This is a genomic window from Sphingobacterium sp. CZ-2, from assembly GCF_004526235.1.
Lineage (GTDB): Bacteria > Bacteroidota > Bacteroidia > Sphingobacteriales > Sphingobacteriaceae > Sphingobacterium > Sphingobacterium tenebrionis.
Window position 1 is genome coordinate 1,015,231 of record NZ_CP038159.1, and the last position, 18,809, is coordinate 1,034,039.

Annotated in this window: 16 protein-coding genes; 3 read left to right on the top strand and 13 right to left on the bottom strand. The window is 38.2% G+C overall.

What is annotated here, in order from left to right; translation table 11 throughout:
* Nucleotides 1-173: 173 nt before the first annotated feature.
* From E3D81_RS04620 to E3D81_RS04630, 3 genes are read right to left on the bottom strand one after another with little or no spacing between them, the layout of a single operon-like run.
* Nucleotides 174-1,676 (bottom strand): helix-turn-helix domain-containing protein, encoded by a 1,503-nt coding sequence (locus E3D81_RS04620; RefSeq protein ID WP_167554232.1) that lies wholly within the window; start codon nucleotides 1,674-1,676, stop codon nucleotides 174-176.
* A 46-nt stretch (nucleotides 1,677-1,722) separates the two neighbouring features.
* Nucleotides 1,723-2,820, bottom strand: a complete 1,098-nt coding sequence (locus E3D81_RS04625) for a helix-turn-helix domain-containing protein (RefSeq protein ID WP_134776596.1) — start codon at nucleotides 2,818-2,820, stop codon at nucleotides 1,723-1,725.
* 1 nt (nucleotide 2,821) lies between these two features.
* The gene (locus E3D81_RS04630) at nucleotides 2,822-3,766 is read right to left on the bottom strand and encodes a helix-turn-helix transcriptional regulator (protein WP_134776597.1); all 945 of its coding nucleotides are present in this window, start codon (nucleotides 3,764-3,766) and stop codon (nucleotides 2,822-2,824) included.
* Nucleotides 3,767-4,307: 541 nt separating this feature from the next.
* Between E3D81_RS04630 and E3D81_RS04635 the strand changes: the two genes are divergently transcribed.
* Complete coding sequence (locus E3D81_RS04635; protein WP_099367453.1) at nucleotides 4,308-5,078, top strand: DUF4382 domain-containing protein; 771 nt, start codon at nucleotides 4,308-4,310, stop codon at nucleotides 5,076-5,078.
* 279 nt (nucleotides 5,079-5,357) lie between these two features.
* Here the strand turns inward: E3D81_RS04635 and E3D81_RS04640 are convergent, their stop codons facing one another.
* Nucleotides 5,358-7,421, bottom strand: a complete 2,064-nt coding sequence (locus tag E3D81_RS04640) for a heavy metal translocating P-type ATPase (RefSeq protein ID WP_134776598.1) — start codon at nucleotides 7,419-7,421, stop codon at nucleotides 5,358-5,360.
* A 107-nt stretch (nucleotides 7,422-7,528) separates the two neighbouring features.
* Between E3D81_RS04640 and E3D81_RS04645 the strand changes: the two genes are divergently transcribed.
* Together E3D81_RS04645 and E3D81_RS04650 are read left to right on the top strand one after the other, a co-directional pair.
* A complete protein-coding gene (locus tag E3D81_RS04645; RefSeq protein WP_134776599.1) occupies nucleotides 7,529-8,236 on the top strand; it encodes a hypothetical protein in 708 nt (235 codons plus the stop codon).
* Between the two features lie 143 nt (nucleotides 8,237-8,379).
* A complete protein-coding gene (locus E3D81_RS04650) occupies nucleotides 8,380-8,991 on the top strand; it encodes an Ig domain-containing protein (protein WP_167554233.1) in 612 nt (203 codons plus the stop codon).
* A gap of 79 nt (nucleotides 8,992-9,070) precedes the next feature.
* Here E3D81_RS04650 and E3D81_RS04655 read toward each other — a convergent pair whose 3' ends face one another.
* The 9 genes from E3D81_RS04655 to E3D81_RS04695 form a co-directional block, all read right to left on the bottom strand.
* Nucleotides 9,071-9,493 carry an SH3 domain-containing protein gene (locus tag E3D81_RS04655; RefSeq protein ID WP_099367449.1) on the bottom strand — a complete coding sequence of 141 codons (423 nt, stop codon included), beginning with the start codon at nucleotides 9,491-9,493 and terminating at the stop codon, nucleotides 9,071-9,073.
* Nucleotides 9,494-9,504: 11 nt separating this feature from the next.
* A complete protein-coding gene (locus E3D81_RS04660) occupies nucleotides 9,505-9,993 on the bottom strand; it encodes a BON domain-containing protein (RefSeq protein WP_134776601.1) in 489 nt (162 codons plus the stop codon).
* A gap of 82 nt (nucleotides 9,994-10,075) precedes the next feature.
* Complete coding sequence (locus E3D81_RS04665; RefSeq protein WP_134776602.1) at nucleotides 10,076-10,522, bottom strand: GreA/GreB family elongation factor; 447 nt, start codon at nucleotides 10,520-10,522, stop codon at nucleotides 10,076-10,078.
* Between the two features lie 86 nt (nucleotides 10,523-10,608).
* Nucleotides 10,609-11,118: a hypothetical protein gene (locus E3D81_RS04670; RefSeq protein WP_134776603.1), complete on the bottom strand. Its 510-nt coding sequence runs from the start codon at nucleotides 11,116-11,118 to the stop codon at nucleotides 10,609-10,611.
* Between the two features lie 73 nt (nucleotides 11,119-11,191).
* Entirely contained in the window at nucleotides 11,192-12,079 is an 888-nt protein-coding gene (locus E3D81_RS04675; protein WP_134776604.1) for a bifunctional 5,10-methylenetetrahydrofolate dehydrogenase/5,10-methenyltetrahydrofolate cyclohydrolase, read from the bottom strand.
* 25 nt (nucleotides 12,080-12,104) lie between these two features.
* Entirely contained in the window at nucleotides 12,105-13,895 is a 1,791-nt protein-coding gene (lepA, locus tag E3D81_RS04680) for a translation elongation factor 4 (RefSeq protein ID WP_134776605.1), read from the bottom strand.
* A gap of 89 nt (nucleotides 13,896-13,984) precedes the next feature.
* Complete coding sequence (locus E3D81_RS04685) at nucleotides 13,985-16,183, bottom strand: ATP-binding protein (protein ID WP_134776606.1); 2,199 nt, start codon at nucleotides 16,181-16,183, stop codon at nucleotides 13,985-13,987.
* Between the two features lie 232 nt (nucleotides 16,184-16,415).
* The gene (gene fabV / locus E3D81_RS04690; protein WP_099367443.1) at nucleotides 16,416-17,612 is read right to left on the bottom strand and encodes an enoyl-ACP reductase FabV; all 1,197 of its coding nucleotides are present in this window, start codon (nucleotides 17,610-17,612) and stop codon (nucleotides 16,416-16,418) included.
* 47 nt (nucleotides 17,613-17,659) lie between these two features.
* Entirely contained in the window at nucleotides 17,660-18,805 is a 1,146-nt protein-coding gene (locus E3D81_RS04695; protein WP_134776607.1) for a serine hydrolase domain-containing protein, read from the bottom strand.
* Nucleotides 18,806-18,809 lie beyond the last annotated feature (4 nt).

The window sequence follows — 18,809 nt, forward strand, 5'->3', positions numbered from 1 at the left end:
GAAAAATTGGCAGGAAGTTTCAAACTTTCAATTAGGATAAAAATGTCCAGTTATGAGCAAAAAGTTTCTAGGAAACGGGAATTTCGGCTTGGGTGGACAGTATAGGTTTTCCGATTTTTAAAAAGGGCTGCATAAAAATGAGATTTTAGAATGGGTTCTACCTGTTCCAAAACTCAATAAATCTCATTTCTTTTATTTTCAATATATTGGGAAGGTGGTATACCAACAACGGCCTTAAAAGCCATGGTAAATTTACTATGCGAAGAAAATCCAGAAAACTCTGCTAGGTAGGATAGTTTATAATCCAACATGACCTGGTTTTCACTTAATTCTCTGATCAGGAATTGAATCCGAAGATGCAGAATATAGTCGTTGAAATTTTGGTTTTTATATTTTCGTATAACGTATGAAACATATTTTTGATTAGAGTGAAGTTTATGCGCCAATTTGTTCAACGTAATGTTTTTATCCAAATAAAACTGCTCATTTTCCATCTGGTTCAAATCCTTCACCAGCCTGTTTTCTGTATCCAATGAAATATTGAGGTCGGTTTCCGTATTGATTTCCTTCATCAGGATCTTTGGAACCAAAATAGGTTCATCTTCGATATTCATGTCGAATTCCATCACCTGATCCGATTCCCGGGTAGGATTATTATCCAATCTCCTTTTCAAGATGATATAAATGACGCTGAACACAGCTAGACTTATCAATAGCGACCAAACAAGGATAAGATTCCGTTTGCGACTGATCAAATTCTGATTGTTTAAATCTTTGATCAATTCATCCGAAACCGCTATGGAATATTCTGTTTTCTCTTTTAATATATTAGCATAATCATTAAAATAGGCATTAGATTGTTTATGGTCATTGATTTTTTGATAATATCTGCCTGAAACAAGATAATAAGGTTCTTTAAAATCCATTCGATTGAACTTCGTTAAATACGGCTTAGCCTTTCCCAAATAGGATAAAGTAGAATCCAATTTTTCTGATTTAAGATAAGCTTCAGCTTTGCCTAGATACATATATGCCCGAAAATTACTCTCCATACTTCCCAAAAGACGGGTGGCGTTGTCAAACTGATTGATCGCTTGTTCGAATTTTAATAATTGAAGATAACATTGCCCCATGAGGTAACTGAAGGAAGAATTAAATAGGATCGTCTGCGGCGTTTGGACCTTTATCTGGGATAAAGCGGATTTCCCTTGCTCCAATTTTTTAATACCCGCAATAAAATCTCTTTTGTTCATCAGCTGCAAAGCTTCCTCTTGGATGATGTGTATTCTTTCCTCCTCAAATAAGGTTGTGTCTTCAATGGAGTTCTGGTTCTGATGGGCTATCTCAATATAACGTTGGGCTTCCACATTCAGACCCACTTCCCGAAAATTTTCGGCAAGGAAAATCGAATTCTGAGTCGCCAACTCGTAATATCCAGATAATTCGGCCTTGCGTTCGGCCAATAACCCCTTTCTGATCGCCCGAACATAATCTTTCGATTCTTTATATAAACTGGCAAGTAAGATTAGGGTACTAATCTCTTCTTCAGCACTTTCCGCTTCGGTGACCAAGGAATCTGTAAGCCGGATGGCTGCTCGGAGATCTCTTTCTTTTAAATCCTTTTGAATGTAACGGAGTCGTTCTTCAAAATTCCCATCCTGAGGGAATCCTTTCATGGGTACCATGAGTCCAATAAATATAAGAATGAACAATTGCCTCATATTACAAAAGCTTGGATTTTATCTGTTCCCTGTACTCTACTGGTGTGCAATCCTTTTCAAGACTAAAATTTCTATAAAAAGATGCCCTCGAACTAAAACCACATCGAAGAGCCAGTTCTTCTATATTCATATCAAAATCTGGTTGTTCCAACTCTTTGCATACCGCCTCAATCCGTAAAGAATTAATGGTTTTCAATACATTCTGTTTAAAATACTCCTTGAAAAATTGGGAGATCATCGATCTGGACATCTTCAAATCTTTTACCATGGTATCCAAACTAAAGCCAGGATCAAGGTAGGGCTGCTGGTTTAAGTAATTCAACACCCGGTCTTGATAATTCGTGAGTTTATGGTTAGGCATCTGTAATTCCAAAATCGGGTTTTCAGCTTCGACCATAGGAAAAGGACGATTCAGAAAATCAAACTCACTATGCACTGTTTTCCTATCCACCAATTCTTTCAACAGGTAATTATAAATAATGATCGCCCCAAACAACATGATCATATAAATGGTGATGGTAGATAGCTGCGAGGTATTTCTGATCTGTGTAAGAAACTGAGCAGATATCAGCGGCAAAATGAAGGCCGCAAGAACCAAAAGTAAGATGATCGAAAAATAAAAAATCCGTTTGATGTTCGACATGGCAATATCCAAGCCCCTGCCTTTGAACATGATAAATATGGGGTATATCATCCAGGATAGGCCAAAAGAACTATATAGGACAAAATAATAGGTTTTACTAAAGTTGACACGAAACACCTCAGAGGTAAGGAAATAAAAATATATCCCCAAAAAGATCAAGAATGGCGTGAAATGAAGAAATACCGTTTTAACTTTTGGTTTTTTATCTTCATAAGCCATGAAAGCAAAATATAAAATGGGACCATATAACAAGCCTAGGGGAGCACCTCGATCGACATATTGATACCCTTTAACAATATCAATAAAGATGGCTGCAAAACTTACATGGAAGAGCATGACGAGCAATAACCGAAAAACAATCTTATCAAATGAGCTTTTGTTAGGCAAGAGGTAATACACCTGGCAACTCATTAAACAGATCATGACGATCGATGCATATATAAAAAAAATGACCATGCTACTTTTGATTGCTTATTTTAAAATCTGTTACCGACTGACGCATATATAAGTGGAAATATTTATTGAATTTAGAAACAGAATTGAAGCCACATAAATTCGAAAGAACAGCGGTCTTTAAATGCGGATAATTACCTTTCAATAGACTCACGGCATACAAAATCCTATATTTTGCCAACCAATCAAAGAAAGAACACTTAGCCTGTAGATCAAGGAATTGTAGCATCACCTCTTTACTTAATCCGGTATGCTGTAGGAATTTTTCCATGCTGAGATTGGAATCCAGAAACAACTTGTCCTTTTCCATTGCATGTTGCAATACCTGATGATAGGCTCCCCACTCCTGCTCCGTGATTTTTATCGGCTGTGATTTTTCGGCAGTCAACACATTGTAGTATGTACGACGGTTGTCCATAGAAAATCGAGAAATCAAAAACCCTAATATGATAAAGATCCCAATACAATTGATGACCATAAATACATAAACCGGACGGACATCATAATTAAATGGCTTAAACATATAAAACAACATCGTCAACAAAAAGAAGGCTACAATAAAACCAAAAAGACAGAGGATTTCCAAAAGAATAGCTTTATATCTGTTCTTAGCTCCCCTTACCTTTTGGGTATTCCTCAATACATAAGTCGGATAGATGGTTAAAGAACTTATATAAGCGATATAAACAATCATTAAATGCCACTTTTGTAAATCCCTAGCCCAATTGATATAGAGTATGGAGAATAGAAAAAAAGGTAAAAAGTGCATGCAAACTGTTAGAAACTTTATTCTTTGTAGCCTCAAATTCCATAAGCAAGCCAATAACAATGGACCATATAACAGGGCAATCGGAATATCATACATATATGCCATAAATGGAATATGCAGAATCAACAATAAACAGAATATCAAGATCAACAAGTTGAAATTATTCAGTCTGTCTTTCATAGTTTGGTAGTTTCCGGGATTTTCCTAAAAAATGGTATTTCCTTTTATTAAAATTCCAGTAAAAAATGGCCTAACCCCATTTCGGTATAAAACCATCCTTCATTATCCTTCAAATTCAACTCCTTAATAAGGAGATATTTTAATTGTGTTTGGTTAATTTTCTGTTTTCGGATTATGAAAGTTTAAAAAATATCTAATTTGGTTACAAAAATTATAAAATCAGTAAATTAAATTTATATTTAATATTTTTTCTAATTAATTGGAATATTTCCTAAAATATTTTTAAAATTTAAATCTTTTTTAAGCTTTAACCTAACTGTTAAACATTTTTATCTAAAGCAAATATAAAAAAATTAAAATAATTAAGTTTATTTTATAACTTTTTATGATGAACATCAATTTAAATTATAATATACGTTTCTCTTTTCGAATAATAGTAGCAGCTTTAGAGAGGAAAACGTAAGATTTCGAAATGTTAAAATTTATGTTTTAACATTTATAGGCATAGGATTTGTAAAAGAGTACTATCAATTTAAAAACTATGAGAACGTTATTATCATTTGCCTTAGCTGCTGCAGCGCTATCATTTGCGAGCTGTAGCAACGATGACGGGATGGATCTAAACAGAACCACGCCAGTCACCATTAAAATGACCGATGCCCCAGGGTATTACGATCAAATCTTTTTAAATATTGATCACATTGAGATCTTATCCGCAGGAGGAAACAAAACGGTGGATATCGATGATGATCCTTTTGATATCTTATTGTATCGCTTAGGTCGTGATACGGTGTTAGCAAATGCTGATGTACCTTCAGGCCAACTTCAAGAAATCCGTTTGGTATTGGAGGATGAAGGTAATGAAGTGGTTATCGATGGTGTTAGGCATCAGCTGACTACGCCTAGTGGTCAATCATCAGGGGTAAAAATCAAGGTTCAGGATAATTTGGAACCAGGGGTTGCCTATACCCTATTATTGGATTTTGATGCATCGAAATCGATTCACATGACTGGGAATGGGAAATATATGCTGAAACCAGTAATCCGAGCTATTCCAGTTGCTGTTTCTGGTGCTGTTAAAGGTATTGTTTCTCCAAAAGAATCGCTAGCCAACTTATTGTTGATCAATGGAGCGGATACTTTGGGTACATTAGCTGATACATTGGGTAATTTCTACTTCCCAGGAGTTAAATCAGGCACTTATAAGTTATTGGTTCAACCTACTGTTACGCCTTATTTAGAGAAAACCATCATGCCTATTGAGGTAGCAAATGGTGAAGTTAAAGATTTAGGCACTATCGGGGTTAATTAATAATTTCCTCAGGGATTTTATTGGACATCCAAAGCGCCTTTATTGTCATCTTGATTGACTTTATTGTCATCCTGAGCGTAGTCGAAGGATCTGTACGGTTACCAACGAACAGATGCTTCGACTTCGCTCAGCATGACAAAACTATTTCGCTCAGCATGACAATGCTATTTCATTCAGCATAACAATGCTATTTCATTCAGCATGACAATGCTATTTCATTCAGCATGACAATGCTATTTCGCTCAGCATGACATTGCTATATCGCTCAGCATGACATTACTATTTCACACTGTCCCTATAATCAGTCCGCTGTATCCTCACCGCATTCAAAATAGCCAACAAAGCCACCCCTACATCGGCAAATACCGCTTCCCACATGGTCGCTAATCCTCCAGCACCCAACAACAGAACAATCCCCTTAACCACAAATGCTAAAATGATATTTTGCCATACAATGGCCTTGGTTTTTTTACCAATTGCAATAGCCATCGGAATCTTACTAGGTCGATCATCCTGAATCACCACATCAGCAGTTTCTACTGTAGCATCTGATCCCAAGCCCCCCATGGCTATCCCCACATCACTTAAGGCCACAACCGGCGCATCATTGACCCCATCTCCCACAAAAGCCACTATGGAAGACCTCGATTTTGATTCCTTCAGTTTTTCCACCTTATCCTCTGGCAAGAGATCACCAAAAGCACTATCAATCCCAAGATCCTTGGCCACATATTGCACCACCGCATTTTTATCGCCACTTAGCATCGTAGCCCGCACTTTCAAAGCATGCAGTTTTTCTATTGTAGCTTTTGCATCTTCCTTTATCTTATCTGCTATCGTTAAATACCCCACATATTCCCCATTCTCCGCAATAGCAATGGTTGTATATACCAAATCATTCAATTCCTTCGGATATTCCACCTGAAATTTGTCCAACAACTTTACATTACCCACCAGATAAGTTTTGCCATTCACTCTTCCTTTTAATCCATGTCCCGCTATCTCTTCTGCATCTGTTAAGGACAAACCGTGATTGGGCTCACCAACATATTGGTGGATAGCGGTAGCTGCAGGATGGGTACTTTTGCTTTCCAATAAATTTATAGCCTCCAATATCCCCTGCCTATCCAATCCATCTTTAAAAACAACTTCCTGAACCTCAAAAACACCTTCGGTCATGGTACCTGTTTTATCCATGACCACTTCTTCTACAGCGGCCAGGCTATCCAAGAAGTTTCCACCCTTCACCAATATTCCGTTTCGGCTGGCCGCCCCGATCCCACCAAAATAGCCTAATGGAATGGATATGACCAGAGCACAGGGGCAAGAGACCACCAAAAAGATCAATGCTCTATATAACCAATCTTTAAAAACATAATCGGAAACAAATATAGCCGGCAAAAAAGCAATACCAATCGCCAAGAAAACCACAATTGGCGTATAGATCTTAGCAAATTTGGAAATAAACAGTTCTGTTGGAGCCTTCTGCGAACTCGCATGTTGCACCATTTCCAATATCTTGCTCAATTTACTGTCTTCATAAGCTGCAGAAACCTTTACCTCTGCAACGCTTTTCAGATTGATCATACCGGCAAGCACAGCATCGTTTTTAACTTTTGTATCGGGCTTACTTTCTCCAGTCAGCGCTGCGGTATTGAAAGAGGCTTGATCACTTAACAAGATCGCATCCAAGGCTAATTTCTCACCAGGTTTCAGCTGGATGACATCGCCCACTTGGACATCCGTAGCCTTGACCAGTACGGGATTTCCTTCCCGTATTACTGTAGCTACATCTGGGCGTTGATCCAAAAGACTTTTAATATTCGCTTTTGCACGGGTTACGGCTAAGGTCTGGAAGGCTTCGCCAACAGCATAGAACAACATTACAGCGACCCCTTCCGGATATTCGCCGATAGCGAAAGCACCCAATGTAGCAATTCCCATCAAGAAAAATTCGGAAAAGAAATTTCCCTTTCCGATGCTTTTCACGGCATCCTTCAATACGGGTAATCCAACTGGAATATAAGCCAATACATACCATCCTAACCTGATCCATCCCTTAAACCAATCGTTAGCAATGAGGTGGTCCAATGCCAAAGCCGAGAGCAACAAGACTAAACTTAGAATGGCTGGAAGGAATAGATGGAAAGTAGAACCTTCCATATCATGACTATGGTCATGACCATCATCGTGATCGTGACTATGTTCGTGGCCATCATCATGACTATGTTTTTTGCTTTTTGAGGATCGCGCTAGAGTAACATCAGCATTTTTATATATCTTATCGGTCTGGTTGCAGATTTCGCAAACACCAGCAGCATTAAATTGATGTTTATGTTCCATTTTTAAATTTACTAACCTTTAAAGGTTAAAACAACGGATGCTGTAAATGTTTTGTAGATAGTCTTTTTTATGGAAATAATAAGTATATAAGTACCTTAGAATTAAATATGAAAGACATGATGGTAAAGCATTTAATCGGAATAATATTGATTTTTCTGGGGAGCATCTTTGCTGTACAAGCACAATTGGCAGTAATTAGTAGTCAAGATGGCTATGCAAATGTACGGGCCGAAGGTAATAATAAGGCTAAAGTGATCGATAAGCTCGATAAATTCACTGTCATACTTTTTGATGAAGAATTTATGCATGAGAAAAAAAATGCAGATTGGATACCTGTTCAATATATAGATCAGAAAAATAGGAACAACCTGGGAAACGGAAATATAGATCTAAAGGCTGGATATCTCCATAAATCGCAATTTAAAATAATGGATGCCCTTCCATCGGCCAATCCTCAAGAATTCAAGTTTCTTGTGGAAACACAAACTTTCAACATATCGAACAAGAAAATCGAATATTATCCGCAGAGCCAAAGCCCTGTTAAAATAAATGGACAGTTTTACTTTGGTGGAGATTGCGGATTGCCAAAGACCGAGGTAAAGAGTATGCGCGCTATGTTCAACAAAAAAAACATTCAGGTACCTATGAATTATATATGGGGGATTCTGCATGCAAACAAAAACTACGAGGCCAAAAAATTTGATGGGCATTATTTTGTAAAGCAGGAAATTGGGGATGGGGGTTGTTTCAGCTTTTTGGTTTGGGAGTTTAGTGATACCGGACTTCAACAACGCTTTGTAGGTTGGAATTATTAGATAGCCTATAAATATTAATATTTAATAATCAATGAGTTAACTTCCAATTCCTATTTTCCATCATGGAATACTTAAGGAAAAGGAAGATGTGGGCGATTTTAATTGTCCCTTTCCTATTGCTGTTTTGCCACTGTCGGAAAATCATGGATCCGGAAGAACCTATTTTTGATATTAGGAATCTTCCCAACGAAATGAAGTATGATGAGCAAATAAAATTGAACGCCGACCATCATAAAGACCAGATCTTATGGGCATCCTCAGATCCTTTTGTGGCCATTATAGATGAAAATGGATTTTTGAAAGGTCAGCATATAGGCACAACCACCATCAGCGTAAGTTGGAAAGATAAAATCATAGAAAAGGAATTAACCATCACGCCGTATGTGCAAGGGATTCAGGAACCCTTTGTCCATTTTGGAAAATCTATCGCTCGTATTAAAACCTTGATGAAGGTTAAACCAGTTGAGGAAGATTTTAGTGCATTATATTATGCCAATCTTTCTGAACATAGCAAATACCTCTATTATTGGTTCAATAGTAGAAACCAACTATTTTTAAGTGGAATAATCTTTGGCGACCATGATGTTAAGTTATCGAAGATTGACCACACCTTTTTTGCTGAACGATATCATGTGATGAAGGAAAAAAACAAACGAACCTATTATTTAGATTCTAAAAGAAATTACTTCATAGTACTGGACATCAATTCCGAAAAACAGCTAGTCGGTTTCTATAATCCTATAAAAGAAGAATGACATTAAACATTGTTAAGCCAAATAAATAAAAAGCCGTATCAAAAATTTGATACGGCCTCTAATCTTTTATTTAAAAAACTTAAGCGATTGGCTCTAAGTATTGTGCATAACAATATCCTTCTTCGCCATCTTTCGTTCTTACTAACCACCATTGGTCATTAGCGCGGCTGATCAAGGTAATCACCTCATCTTTTGCAGCTTTACCAACAATTGGCTGATCAGTACCTGGACCTTTACGGATATTCAAGTTACTGCTTTCCGTGATCACTTTTACTTGTTGTCCTGTAACGGAAGTAGTTACATCGACGTTCATTACGACATCTCCTGTAAGGAAATTAGGATCAATCTGGTTGTAAACGTCCCATAACTTATTCTTTACATCGGCATTGGGAGCTGTTCCACGAATCTGTAAAACGCCATCTTGTTCTGCCACCTGCAAATCTGAAATCCCAGATGCTTTTGCTGTATCTACTAATACTTGATATTTACTTAATAAGCTCATAATAATCTTTTTTATTTAACTTTTAATGCACTCATGTCAACTCTCTTAGGATTCAAAGCATCTAATCCCATTTTCAAAGCTTGTACACGAGCTTGTTCCAATTCTCCAGTTACCGTGATGATTCCATCGGCTACAGTAGTCTGTACCGTTGGAAAATCTTTGGTGAACGCTTGAACTTTAGCAGTTAAATCATCGGTGTTCGTGTTCACTTCAATCTGTGGTGCATTAACCACGATATTGTTCACTACAGATTTAACGCCTTTGGCATCTGCAGTTTTTGCAGCATCAGCCATTCTTGTTTTTTCCTCTTCAGAAGAAGCAGTACCTTTCAAGGTAACCACACCGTCTTTTACATCCACCTGAACGTTTGGATTGGATTGAATAGCTGTTTCCACTTTAGCTTTTAAGTCCGCATCAGAAATTTTGGACTTACATGCGACTGTTCCTGATACTAATACGGCAGAAACCATCGCCATTGATAAGATTTTTCGTAGGTTCATAAAAATCATTGTTTATGTAAGTAAATTATACTTAAATCTAAACAAAAAATATCCAAATTGGTTTTAAGAAATTATTATTGTTTTATAATAAATTCGTGATCTTGATTTCTTTTCCATTGAAGGTCAGGCTGTCCCCTACTTTTTTCCCTAGCAATAGCTTTCCAATGGGAGATTCTTTCGAAATCACCATGACGGTTTCCTGATCGATTTTCATAGGCCCGATGGAAATGGACAATAAATAATGGAACTGATTTGTAACAACCAAGCTTCCCAAACCCACCAATTTTAAGGGTTCTATAGGTAAATTATGTAAAGTATCTAAATCCTGTTGGGCCTGTTTCCATTGCTGTTGAAGCCGACTAAGTTCTTGCTGGGCCATTTCTCTGGAGGTTTCATATTTGTCGCCCATGCTGCTCTTCGTATCGTTGACCAAACTATCATTTGCCGTGTCCATTGCGGCGCTAATGTCGCTTATTCTGCTTTCTGTTTTTTGGATGGCTTCCCGGATCCAAACCTCTTTTTCTATCATGAATTCAATATGCTAATAAATAAAAAAAACGCCAAATCAGATTTGGCGTTTCAATTAAAAACTTAATAACCAATTTATATATTAAATTAGTTTTCTAATGCTTCTTTAACGTTTTTAGCTTTTCTTTCTGCTTCGTTAGAAAGTTCTTTTGCTTTATCTGCCGTTCTATCTGCTGCATTTTCGATCGCATCACCGGTTCTTTGTCCAGCTTCTTTAGTTGCATCGATTGCATTATCTACACCTCTTTCTACTGCTTCAGCAGCATCTCTAGCTGCTTGTTTGGTTTTTTCCCAAGCAGTCTCCGCATCTGCTACTGCTTTTCTAGCAGCTTCTTCTGCTTGTTTATCACCACTTTTCACAGCTGCATCTAAATCAGCTTGTGCTTTTTTAAGATTAGCTTCCGCATCAGCAGCTGCTTTATCTGCATCTGCTTTCATGTGAGCAGCGTGATCTTCAGCTGATTCAATGGAATGATCCAATCTTTCTCCAGCAGTAGTATCACCGTCATGGTTTTTATCCATGGTTGATGTGTTGTTATTACATGCCGAAAAAGAGATAGCACATGCAACAGCCGCTAATAATCCAAGTTTTTTCATGTTTGTAAAATTAAATGTTCGTGTGTTTTTGTTTAACATTTTTCTCGGAGGATGTTGCAAAATTTATACCAAATTATGCTTTTCGATAAACCGTGCCTTTAGCCGCTTCTAATGTGTTTTTCAATAAGCCGATAATGGTCATTAAACCTACTCCTCCTGGAACTGGTGTAATCCAAGATGCTTTCTTGGAAACTTCCTCGAAATCAACATCTCCGTACAATTTGAACCCTGATTTTGTTTCTGAAGAGTTTTCTCTGTTTATTCCCACGTCTATGACTATAGCACCTTCTTTCACCATTTCTGCCGTCACAAAATTCTTGCGACCAATGGCTGCAACAACGATATCCCCTTGAAGAACTTCTTCTTTCAGGTTCTGTGTTCTACTGTGGGTCAATGTTACTGTACAGTTCCCAGGATTGCTGTTCCTTGCCAATAGAATACTCATCGGAGAGCCTACAATATTGCTACGGCCAACCACCACGGCTTTCATGCCTGAGGTATTGATCTGATAATGTTCCAACATCAACATGATCCCGTAAGGAGTAGCAGGGATAAAACAAGGCAGATTACGCTGCATTCTTCCCAGGTTGATCGGATGGAATCCATCCACATCTTTTTTATAATCTATAGCTTCAGTAACTTTCTCTGGATCAATATGCTTAGGTAATGGCAATTGAACGATCAATCCATCAATGGAATCATCTTGGTTGATCTCGGCAATCTTTGCCAATAACGCTTCCTCGGTAATGCTGTCCTCATAATGTAGGTTGGTAGAATCAAAGCCAACCTGCTCGCAATTACGCATTTTACTAGCCACATAAGTTTCACTACCCCCATCGTTTCCGACTAGAATAGCAACCAAATGCGGTTTACGACCTAAGGTTTGAGTCAGCTCAGCAGTTTCTCTTTTGATATCTTCTTTAAGTTTTGCAGAAACTTCTTTTCCGTCCAGTAACTTCATGTTATCTATAAAAGGTTGTTGTAAATTAATCAAGTTTTAATACCGCCATAAATGCAGATTGTGGAATCTCCACATTACCTACCTGACGCATACGTTTCTTACCCTTTTTCTGTTTTTCCAACAATTTACGCTTACGGGAAATATCACCACCATAACATTTGGCAGTTACATCCTTACGTAGGGCAGAAATGGTTTCGCGGGCAATGATCTTGGCTCCGATGGATGCCTGAATACGGATTTCAAATTGTTGCCTAGGTAATAATTCCTTCAATTTCTCACAGATTTTCTTACCAAAATCGTAGGCATTGCTACGGTGAATCAAGGAGGATAGTGCATCTACAGGCTCATCGTTCAAACGAATATCCAATTTAACCAAATCAGATGTTCTATAACCGATCTGATGGTAATCGAATGAAGCATAGCCTTTGGAAATGGTTTTCAGTTTATCGTAAAAATCGAAAACAATCTCTCCCATTGGCATCTCAAACACCAATTCCACACGATCGGAGGTCAAATATGATTGGTTGATGATGGTACCACGTTTTTGGATACAAAGCGACATTACAGGACCAACAAACTCTGCTTTGGTAATGATATTCGCTTTGATATAAGGTTCTTCAATGCTATCCAATTTACTTGGATCTGGAAGATCAGAAGGGTTATGAACCACCACTTCTTCGTTGTCCTTTGTCAAGAAAGCTTTGTAGGATACGTTGGGCACCGTAGTGATCACGGTCATATCGAACTCGCGTTCCAGACGCTCTTGGATGATCTCCATATGGAGCATTCCCAAGAATCCACAACGGAATCCAAATCCCAATGCCGCAGATGATTCCGGTTCAAACACCAAGGATGCATCATTCAGTTGCAAGCGATGCATCGATTCACGTAGCTCCTCGTAATCCTCTGTATCCACGGGATATATACCCGCAAATACCATCGGTTTTACCTCTTCGAAACCTTGGATCGCAGATGCACAAGGACGGTCTTTATGGGTAATGGTATCTCCTACTTTTACCTCGCGGGCTTCTTTGATCCCCGAAATAATGTAGCCTACATCACCTGTTTTGATAACTTCTTTAGGAACCTGGTTCAGTTTCAAGGTACCTACTTCATCCGCATAATATTCTTTGCCAGTTGCAACGAACTTTACACGATCGCCTTTACGGATTTCTCCATTTTCTACCTTAAAGTAGGCCATGATACCACGGAAGGAGTTGAATACCGAGTCAAAGATCAGGGCTTGAAGCGGTCCTTCCGGATCACCAACAGGTGCAGGGATACGCTCAACGATAGCATTTAGGATATCAGGAATACCCAATCCAGTCTTTCCTGATGCAGGGATGATATCTTCTCTTTTACCGCCTATAAGATCCACGATCTGATCTTTCACTTCCTCTGGCATAGCGCCAGGAAGATCCATTTTATTTAAGATAGGAATGATTTCTAGGTCATGTTCCAATGCTAGGTATAGATTGGAAATGGTTTGGGCCTGAATCCCTTGTGAAGCATCAACGATTAATAATGCACCTTCGCAGGCCGCGATGGAACGGGAAACTTCATAGGAAAAATCCACGTGTCCAGGTGTATCGATCAGGTTAAGGATATACTGTTGACCATCTTTTTGGAATTCCATTTGGATAGCATGACTCTTGATCGTAATCCCTCTTTCCCTTTCCAAATCCATATTATCCAACAATTGGGCCTGAGCTTCACGTTGGCTGATGGTATTTGTAAACTCTAACAATCTATCGGCCAATGTACTTTTACCGTGGTCAATGTGCGCGATGATACAAAAATTGCGTATTTGCTTCATATAGGTGATTATCCCTTCAAATTAATTCGCAAATATAATTTTTTTAAACGAGGTTTTCCCCTATTTAAGGCTTCTAATTTCGGAATTATTTAGTTGTCGTTCGGAAAGGTAAGTTGAATAGCAGTCCCTAAACCTATTTCGCTATCTACTTGGACTTTAACATGCAAACGTTCGGCAATTCTTTTTACGATGGATAGCCCAAGTCCTGTACCCTCAAACTCTGACGCATTGGAAAGTCGCTTAAAACTATCAAAGACATTGCTTAGTTCTTCCTTTGCCATCCCAATTCCATTGTCAATAATATGATAGCGAACGAATTCATTATCCAGTTCGGAATAAATCTTTATTTTAGGTGAAGCTGTTTTCGCACTGTATTTCACTGCATTACCAATCAGGTTCTGGAATAATTGATAGATAATGGTTTTCTCACCATGTAAAGGAAAAAGGTTGCCAAATTCTACTTCTGCATGATCAGCAGCATATCTCAACTTACTGAAATCAACAATCTGCGGGATGAAATCCTGGGTATATACCGATTCCATTTTATAATCATAGCCTTTGACCTTTGAAAATTCATGGATGGTACGCAACATTTCATTAATGATGTTGACTGCTTCTTTGGTATTCTTGAGCATTTTCATTCTCAACACTTCCGACATGTCTGGTTTTTGCATCATCATCTGTACTGAAAGGTTGATAGCTGATAATGGATTCTTCAGATCATGGCTTACGGTATTGGCATAATTATCCAATGCCGTATTCAAATTGAGCACTTCGAGGTTCAGCTTTTGGATCTCTTCGGCTAGCATCCGGAAACTCACCAGTACAATCTCGCGCAACCTTTTGAAAAAGAAAAACTCCATATCCGTCCATTTCTCGGAGGCATGATAGGTGGTTTGATGCCAAACATCCAAATAAGGATGATCTTCATGCACAAATTGCACATTAGGTTTCCCTTCCGCAATAAGTTCTTCCGGTTTTTCCACCCATTTCCTTTTTTGGATTTTTTCCTTCCGGAAGAACAAAAAGGCTAAAGATTCCTTTTCATCCACACAGATAGCCGAAATACCAGCAAAGCGCTCGGTTTCCAAGCCTAGTTTCTTGCCGTATTTAAATACAAATTCTTCATCCGTAAAATAACTTCCTTTTTCTACTTTACGAATCTGATCAACAATGGCATCTACTTTACGCTTCCCAATGGAGATATTGTAGGTATGTAATTCATCCTTGCTCAGGATGGCCATGGCATCCGCCTTCGCAAAATAACATAAACGATCACCTAAATCGTTGAGTACTTTGTATAGATCATTCTGAACTAATAATTTTTCTTTTAGCAGAAGTTCAAAATCCCTTATTTCCTCGTAAAACTTACGGTCTTTGAGATCCTGGTTTTCAACATACTGATTCACAGCCATCTGCACAAAATACACCAAGGCTTCTCTTTTAAGCAGGTTTACTTTTTTAGCATCCTTACTTTGACAGAAAACATATCCCCATAATTCACCATCTACAATAATGGACACACTGAGGTTCGAGTTCACCCCATCCTTCAGCATATAGGCAGCATGTATGGGCGAGACCATTCGGACACTGGTTTGGGAAAGATTAGGATGATCCACTCCATTGGAGATGATCTTGATGGTTGGTCCATTGATCTGCGCCGTATAACGACTATAATTGACCACATGAATGTTCCTTGCCAACCGAAATACATCGGTGTAAGGATAATAACACCCTAGAATACCTTCTAAGTCAGGATGTTTAATATTTTCAGCTATTATAAGTCCATTATTGTCCTTATCATAGGCAAAAACACGAATTCGATCGAAGCCACTTATTTTCGAAATATACGCTGAAGTAACCTCCCAGATCCGATCCTTGTTTTTTACTAATAGGTTGTTAAACACCTCAATCTTAGGAAAGAAAACATTTTGATCAATAGCCTTCTTTTCAAACTCCAGATAGATATATTTACTTGTACCATAAACATTTAGGTAGCAACCGAAAGGCCCTACCTCTACTTCCATCCAAACACGCTCGTCTGAATCTTCGAAGACCTCATCAATCCCCTTCTTTAAATTCTCTTGGTAGTTTGGGAAATAAGTAGCAATAAATTTCCAGATATTAGAACCGATGTAATGGTTCACTGGGTTGGTCAACCAATCGGAACAATTCTCGCTCAGGGCAACCAAAGAATAGTCATGGTTTATAATCAATAGAAAACCATGTTCTTGAATACCCTCGCTAAGGTACAATTGATCATCTTCTACAATCTCCTGATTATTCATTAATTAATAGTTAGTTATGGTAGTTATTTTGATTTTACATCCCCCAACATCAAAATAATGGGTTAAAATTATAAAAAAAGGTTTGAACATCTTTAATTTTTTAATGAATTACGGAAAATTTAGATTGACTATCAATAAATAAATTGGACTTTTGGATGGTTTTATAGGCATAAAAAAGGGCTTCCTAATAGATAGAAAGCCTTTCTTATAAGTTTATTCCTAAAAAGAAATATTAGCCGATACTTGGTACTGGAACGACTTCGTTTGTATCTTTTTCATAATCGATCTCATCAAAATTGAAACCGAACAATTGGAAGAAATCATTTCTGTAACCCTGAATATCAGAAATCTCTTCCAGATTTTCAGTAGTAGCTTTTTTCCATAATTCAGCAACTTCCTGTTGCACATCTTCACGCATTTCCAGGTCATCCACTCGGATTCTTCCTTTTTCGTCCAACTGAAGATCCGAATTGTTGTAAAGTCTTTCCGCGAACAAACGTTGCATCTGCTCGATCGTTCCTTCATGTATCCCTTTTTCCTTCATTACTTTGTACAACAAAGAAATGTATAATGGAACCACAGGAATAGCAGAACTTGATTGGGTTACCAAAGCTTTGTTCACTGAAACATAAGAAACCCCATTAATATCTGCTAACAACGCATTGATAGCTGGAACAGTTGCTTCTAAATTATCTTTAGCACGACCGATCGTACCGTTTCTATAGATTGGATAGGTCAATTCTGGGCCGATGTAAGAATATGCAACGGTTTTTACACCTTCTGCCAATACTCCTGCAGCCTTCAGATCTTCTATCCAGAATTTCCAATCTTCGCCACCCATTACGGCTACGGTATTATTGATATCATCCTCCAGTTCCACCGGATTGATGGTGATATCAGAAACAACACCAGTATGGAAATCTACCGTTTTATCGGTAAATGGTTTTTCAATAGGTTTTAATACAGAGGCATGTTGCACGCCTGTTTTCGGATGCGTACGACGAGGTGAAGCCAATGAATAGACGACTAGATCCACTTGTCCAAGATCTTTCTTGATCAATTCAATGGTCTGTTGCTTGATTTCATCAGAGAAAGCATCGCCATTGATACTTTTGGCGTAAAGGCCTGCCGCTTGGGCTTCTTTTTCAAAAGCAGCGGTATTGTACCAACCTGCAGTACCTAATTTTCCTTCGGTAGCTGGTTTTTCAAAAAACACGCCAATAGTAGCTGCATCAGATCCGAACGCAGCAGAAATACGAGAAGCAATACCAAAACCGGTTGAAGCACCGATTACCAATACCTTTTTAGGGCCGTCAGCAATCTTTCCTTTTGATTTCACGTATTCGATTTGGTTTTTGATGTGTTGTGCTGCTCCATCTGGATGTGCAGTTAAACAAATAAAACCTCTAGTTCTTGGTTGTATAATCATCCTTAATTAAATTTCATTGAATAATCTTGACAAAAATAGTCAATTTTTTATCTTTTAATATAGTTCTTGTATAATAGATTGATAACTTCCTTGGAAAATTTGAGGGTCTGTCCATCCTCTACCAAGTTCGGTACACAGCCATTGGTAATGACGATAAACCCAAATTTCTTTTTGGGTTCAAAGAACATATTGCTATAAAGTCCATAGGCAGAGCCGGTATGCCCTATTAAATGTTCTCCAGTAATAAGATCATTGGTTTCCAATAAGGCTAATCCATAATGCTCTTTAGCAGACAAGCCTTTCTGCATTCTTTTTGAACTTTTCGCCTTGAGGATTCTTACTTTTCCCAACTTCCCATAGTTCATGTGCATCATCATATAGGTAGACAGGTCCTTGGCGGAGATCTTAAGCCCCCCGGTTGGAGAGAATACAGGGGTGCTCACACCCATCGTATAATTCCTGATTTCTTCTGATCGCGGATTGTAGGCAGAAGGTTGCTCTTTAAAAACCCCAGTGGTTTTTACATATAGCTTAGCAAACCTGCTTTGGTCCAAAGAATCCACACAGTATCCTGCCTGTAATTGCAAGGGAGCTAATACTTGCTGTTCGATGTAGTTATCAAAACGGATATTGCTGATCCTTTCAAGAACTGCCCCTACCATATTGAAATTAAGGTTACAATATTCATAGCCTGTGCCTGGTTCGTAATTATTATAGGATTTAGCCCAATTGGGGTTTTTCGTAGAATCCAGGACATCAAAAGTGAAATATCCATTGCTATCGTTCAGGCTAGAACGATGCGATAGCACCATTTCTAATGTTATTTTGGTATTCGGGAATTTAGGATTTCGCACGTTGAATCCGACCAGATCACTGAAATCATCATCTAGACTGATTTTTCCCTGCTCCACCAATTGCATAATTGCAGTAGAACTGAAAGATTTGGAGATCGACGCGATCCGAAACAGATCTTGCGTACTCAATGCGGTTTTCTTTTCTAGGTCCTTGTAGCCATAGGCCTTTTCGAATACGGGTTTTCCATTCTTTACCACCACTATAGCTAGACCAACAGCCTCATGCTTCTGTATAATCTGTTGCAGATCTTCCTCAAACGTAGGGCTTTGTGCATAGCTTGATCCAATCATGGTAAAAACCATGAAAATCAATAAGGTATAGGTTTTAAGGATATTCATTTTT

Excerpts from the sequence above, each read along its gene's own strand:
- E3D81_RS04620 (WP_167554232.1), bottom strand. The coding sequence starts at position 1,676 with ATGAAAGGATTCCCTCAGGATGGGAATTTTGAAGAACGACTCCGTTAC.
- E3D81_RS04625 (WP_134776596.1), bottom strand. The coding sequence starts at position 2,820 with ATGGTCATTTTTTTTATATATGCATCGATCGTCATGATCTGTTTAATG.
- E3D81_RS04630 (WP_134776597.1), bottom strand. The coding sequence starts at position 3,766 with ATGAAAGACAGACTGAATAATTTCAACTTGTTGATCTTGATATTCTGT.
- E3D81_RS04635 (WP_099367453.1), top strand. The coding sequence starts at position 4,308 with ATGAGAACGTTATTATCATTTGCCTTAGCTGCTGCAGCGCTATCATTT.
- E3D81_RS04640 (WP_134776598.1), bottom strand. The coding sequence starts at position 7,421 with ATGGAACATAAACATCAATTTAATGCTGCTGGTGTTTGCGAAATCTGC.
- E3D81_RS04645 (WP_134776599.1), top strand. The coding sequence starts at position 7,529 with ATGAAAGACATGATGGTAAAGCATTTAATCGGAATAATATTGATTTTT.
- E3D81_RS04650 (WP_167554233.1), top strand. The coding sequence starts at position 8,380 with ATGGATCCGGAAGAACCTATTTTTGATATTAGGAATCTTCCCAACGAA.
- E3D81_RS04655 (WP_099367449.1), bottom strand. The coding sequence starts at position 9,493 with ATGAGCTTATTAAGTAAATATCAAGTATTAGTAGATACAGCAAAAGCA.
- E3D81_RS04660 (WP_134776601.1), bottom strand. The coding sequence starts at position 9,993 with ATGAACCTACGAAAAATCTTATCAATGGCGATGGTTTCTGCCGTATTA.
- E3D81_RS04665 (WP_134776602.1), bottom strand. The coding sequence starts at position 10,522 with ATGATAGAAAAAGAGGTTTGGATCCGGGAAGCCATCCAAAAAACAGAA.
- E3D81_RS04670 (WP_134776603.1), bottom strand. The coding sequence starts at position 11,118 with ATGAAAAAACTTGGATTATTAGCGGCTGTTGCATGTGCTATCTCTTTT.
- E3D81_RS04675 (WP_134776604.1), bottom strand. The coding sequence starts at position 12,079 with ATGAAGTTACTGGACGGAAAAGAAGTTTCTGCAAAACTTAAAGAAGAT.
- lepA (WP_134776605.1), bottom strand. The coding sequence starts at position 13,895 with ATGAAGCAAATACGCAATTTTTGTATCATCGCGCACATTGACCACGGT.
- E3D81_RS04685 (WP_134776606.1), bottom strand. The coding sequence starts at position 16,183 with ATGAATAATCAGGAGATTGTAGAAGATGATCAATTGTACCTTAGCGAG.
- fabV (WP_099367443.1), bottom strand. The coding sequence starts at position 17,612 with ATGATTATACAACCAAGAACTAGAGGTTTTATTTGTTTAACTGCACAT.
- E3D81_RS04695 (WP_134776607.1), bottom strand. The coding sequence starts at position 18,805 with ATGAATATCCTTAAAACCTATACCTTATTGATTTTCATGGTTTTTACC.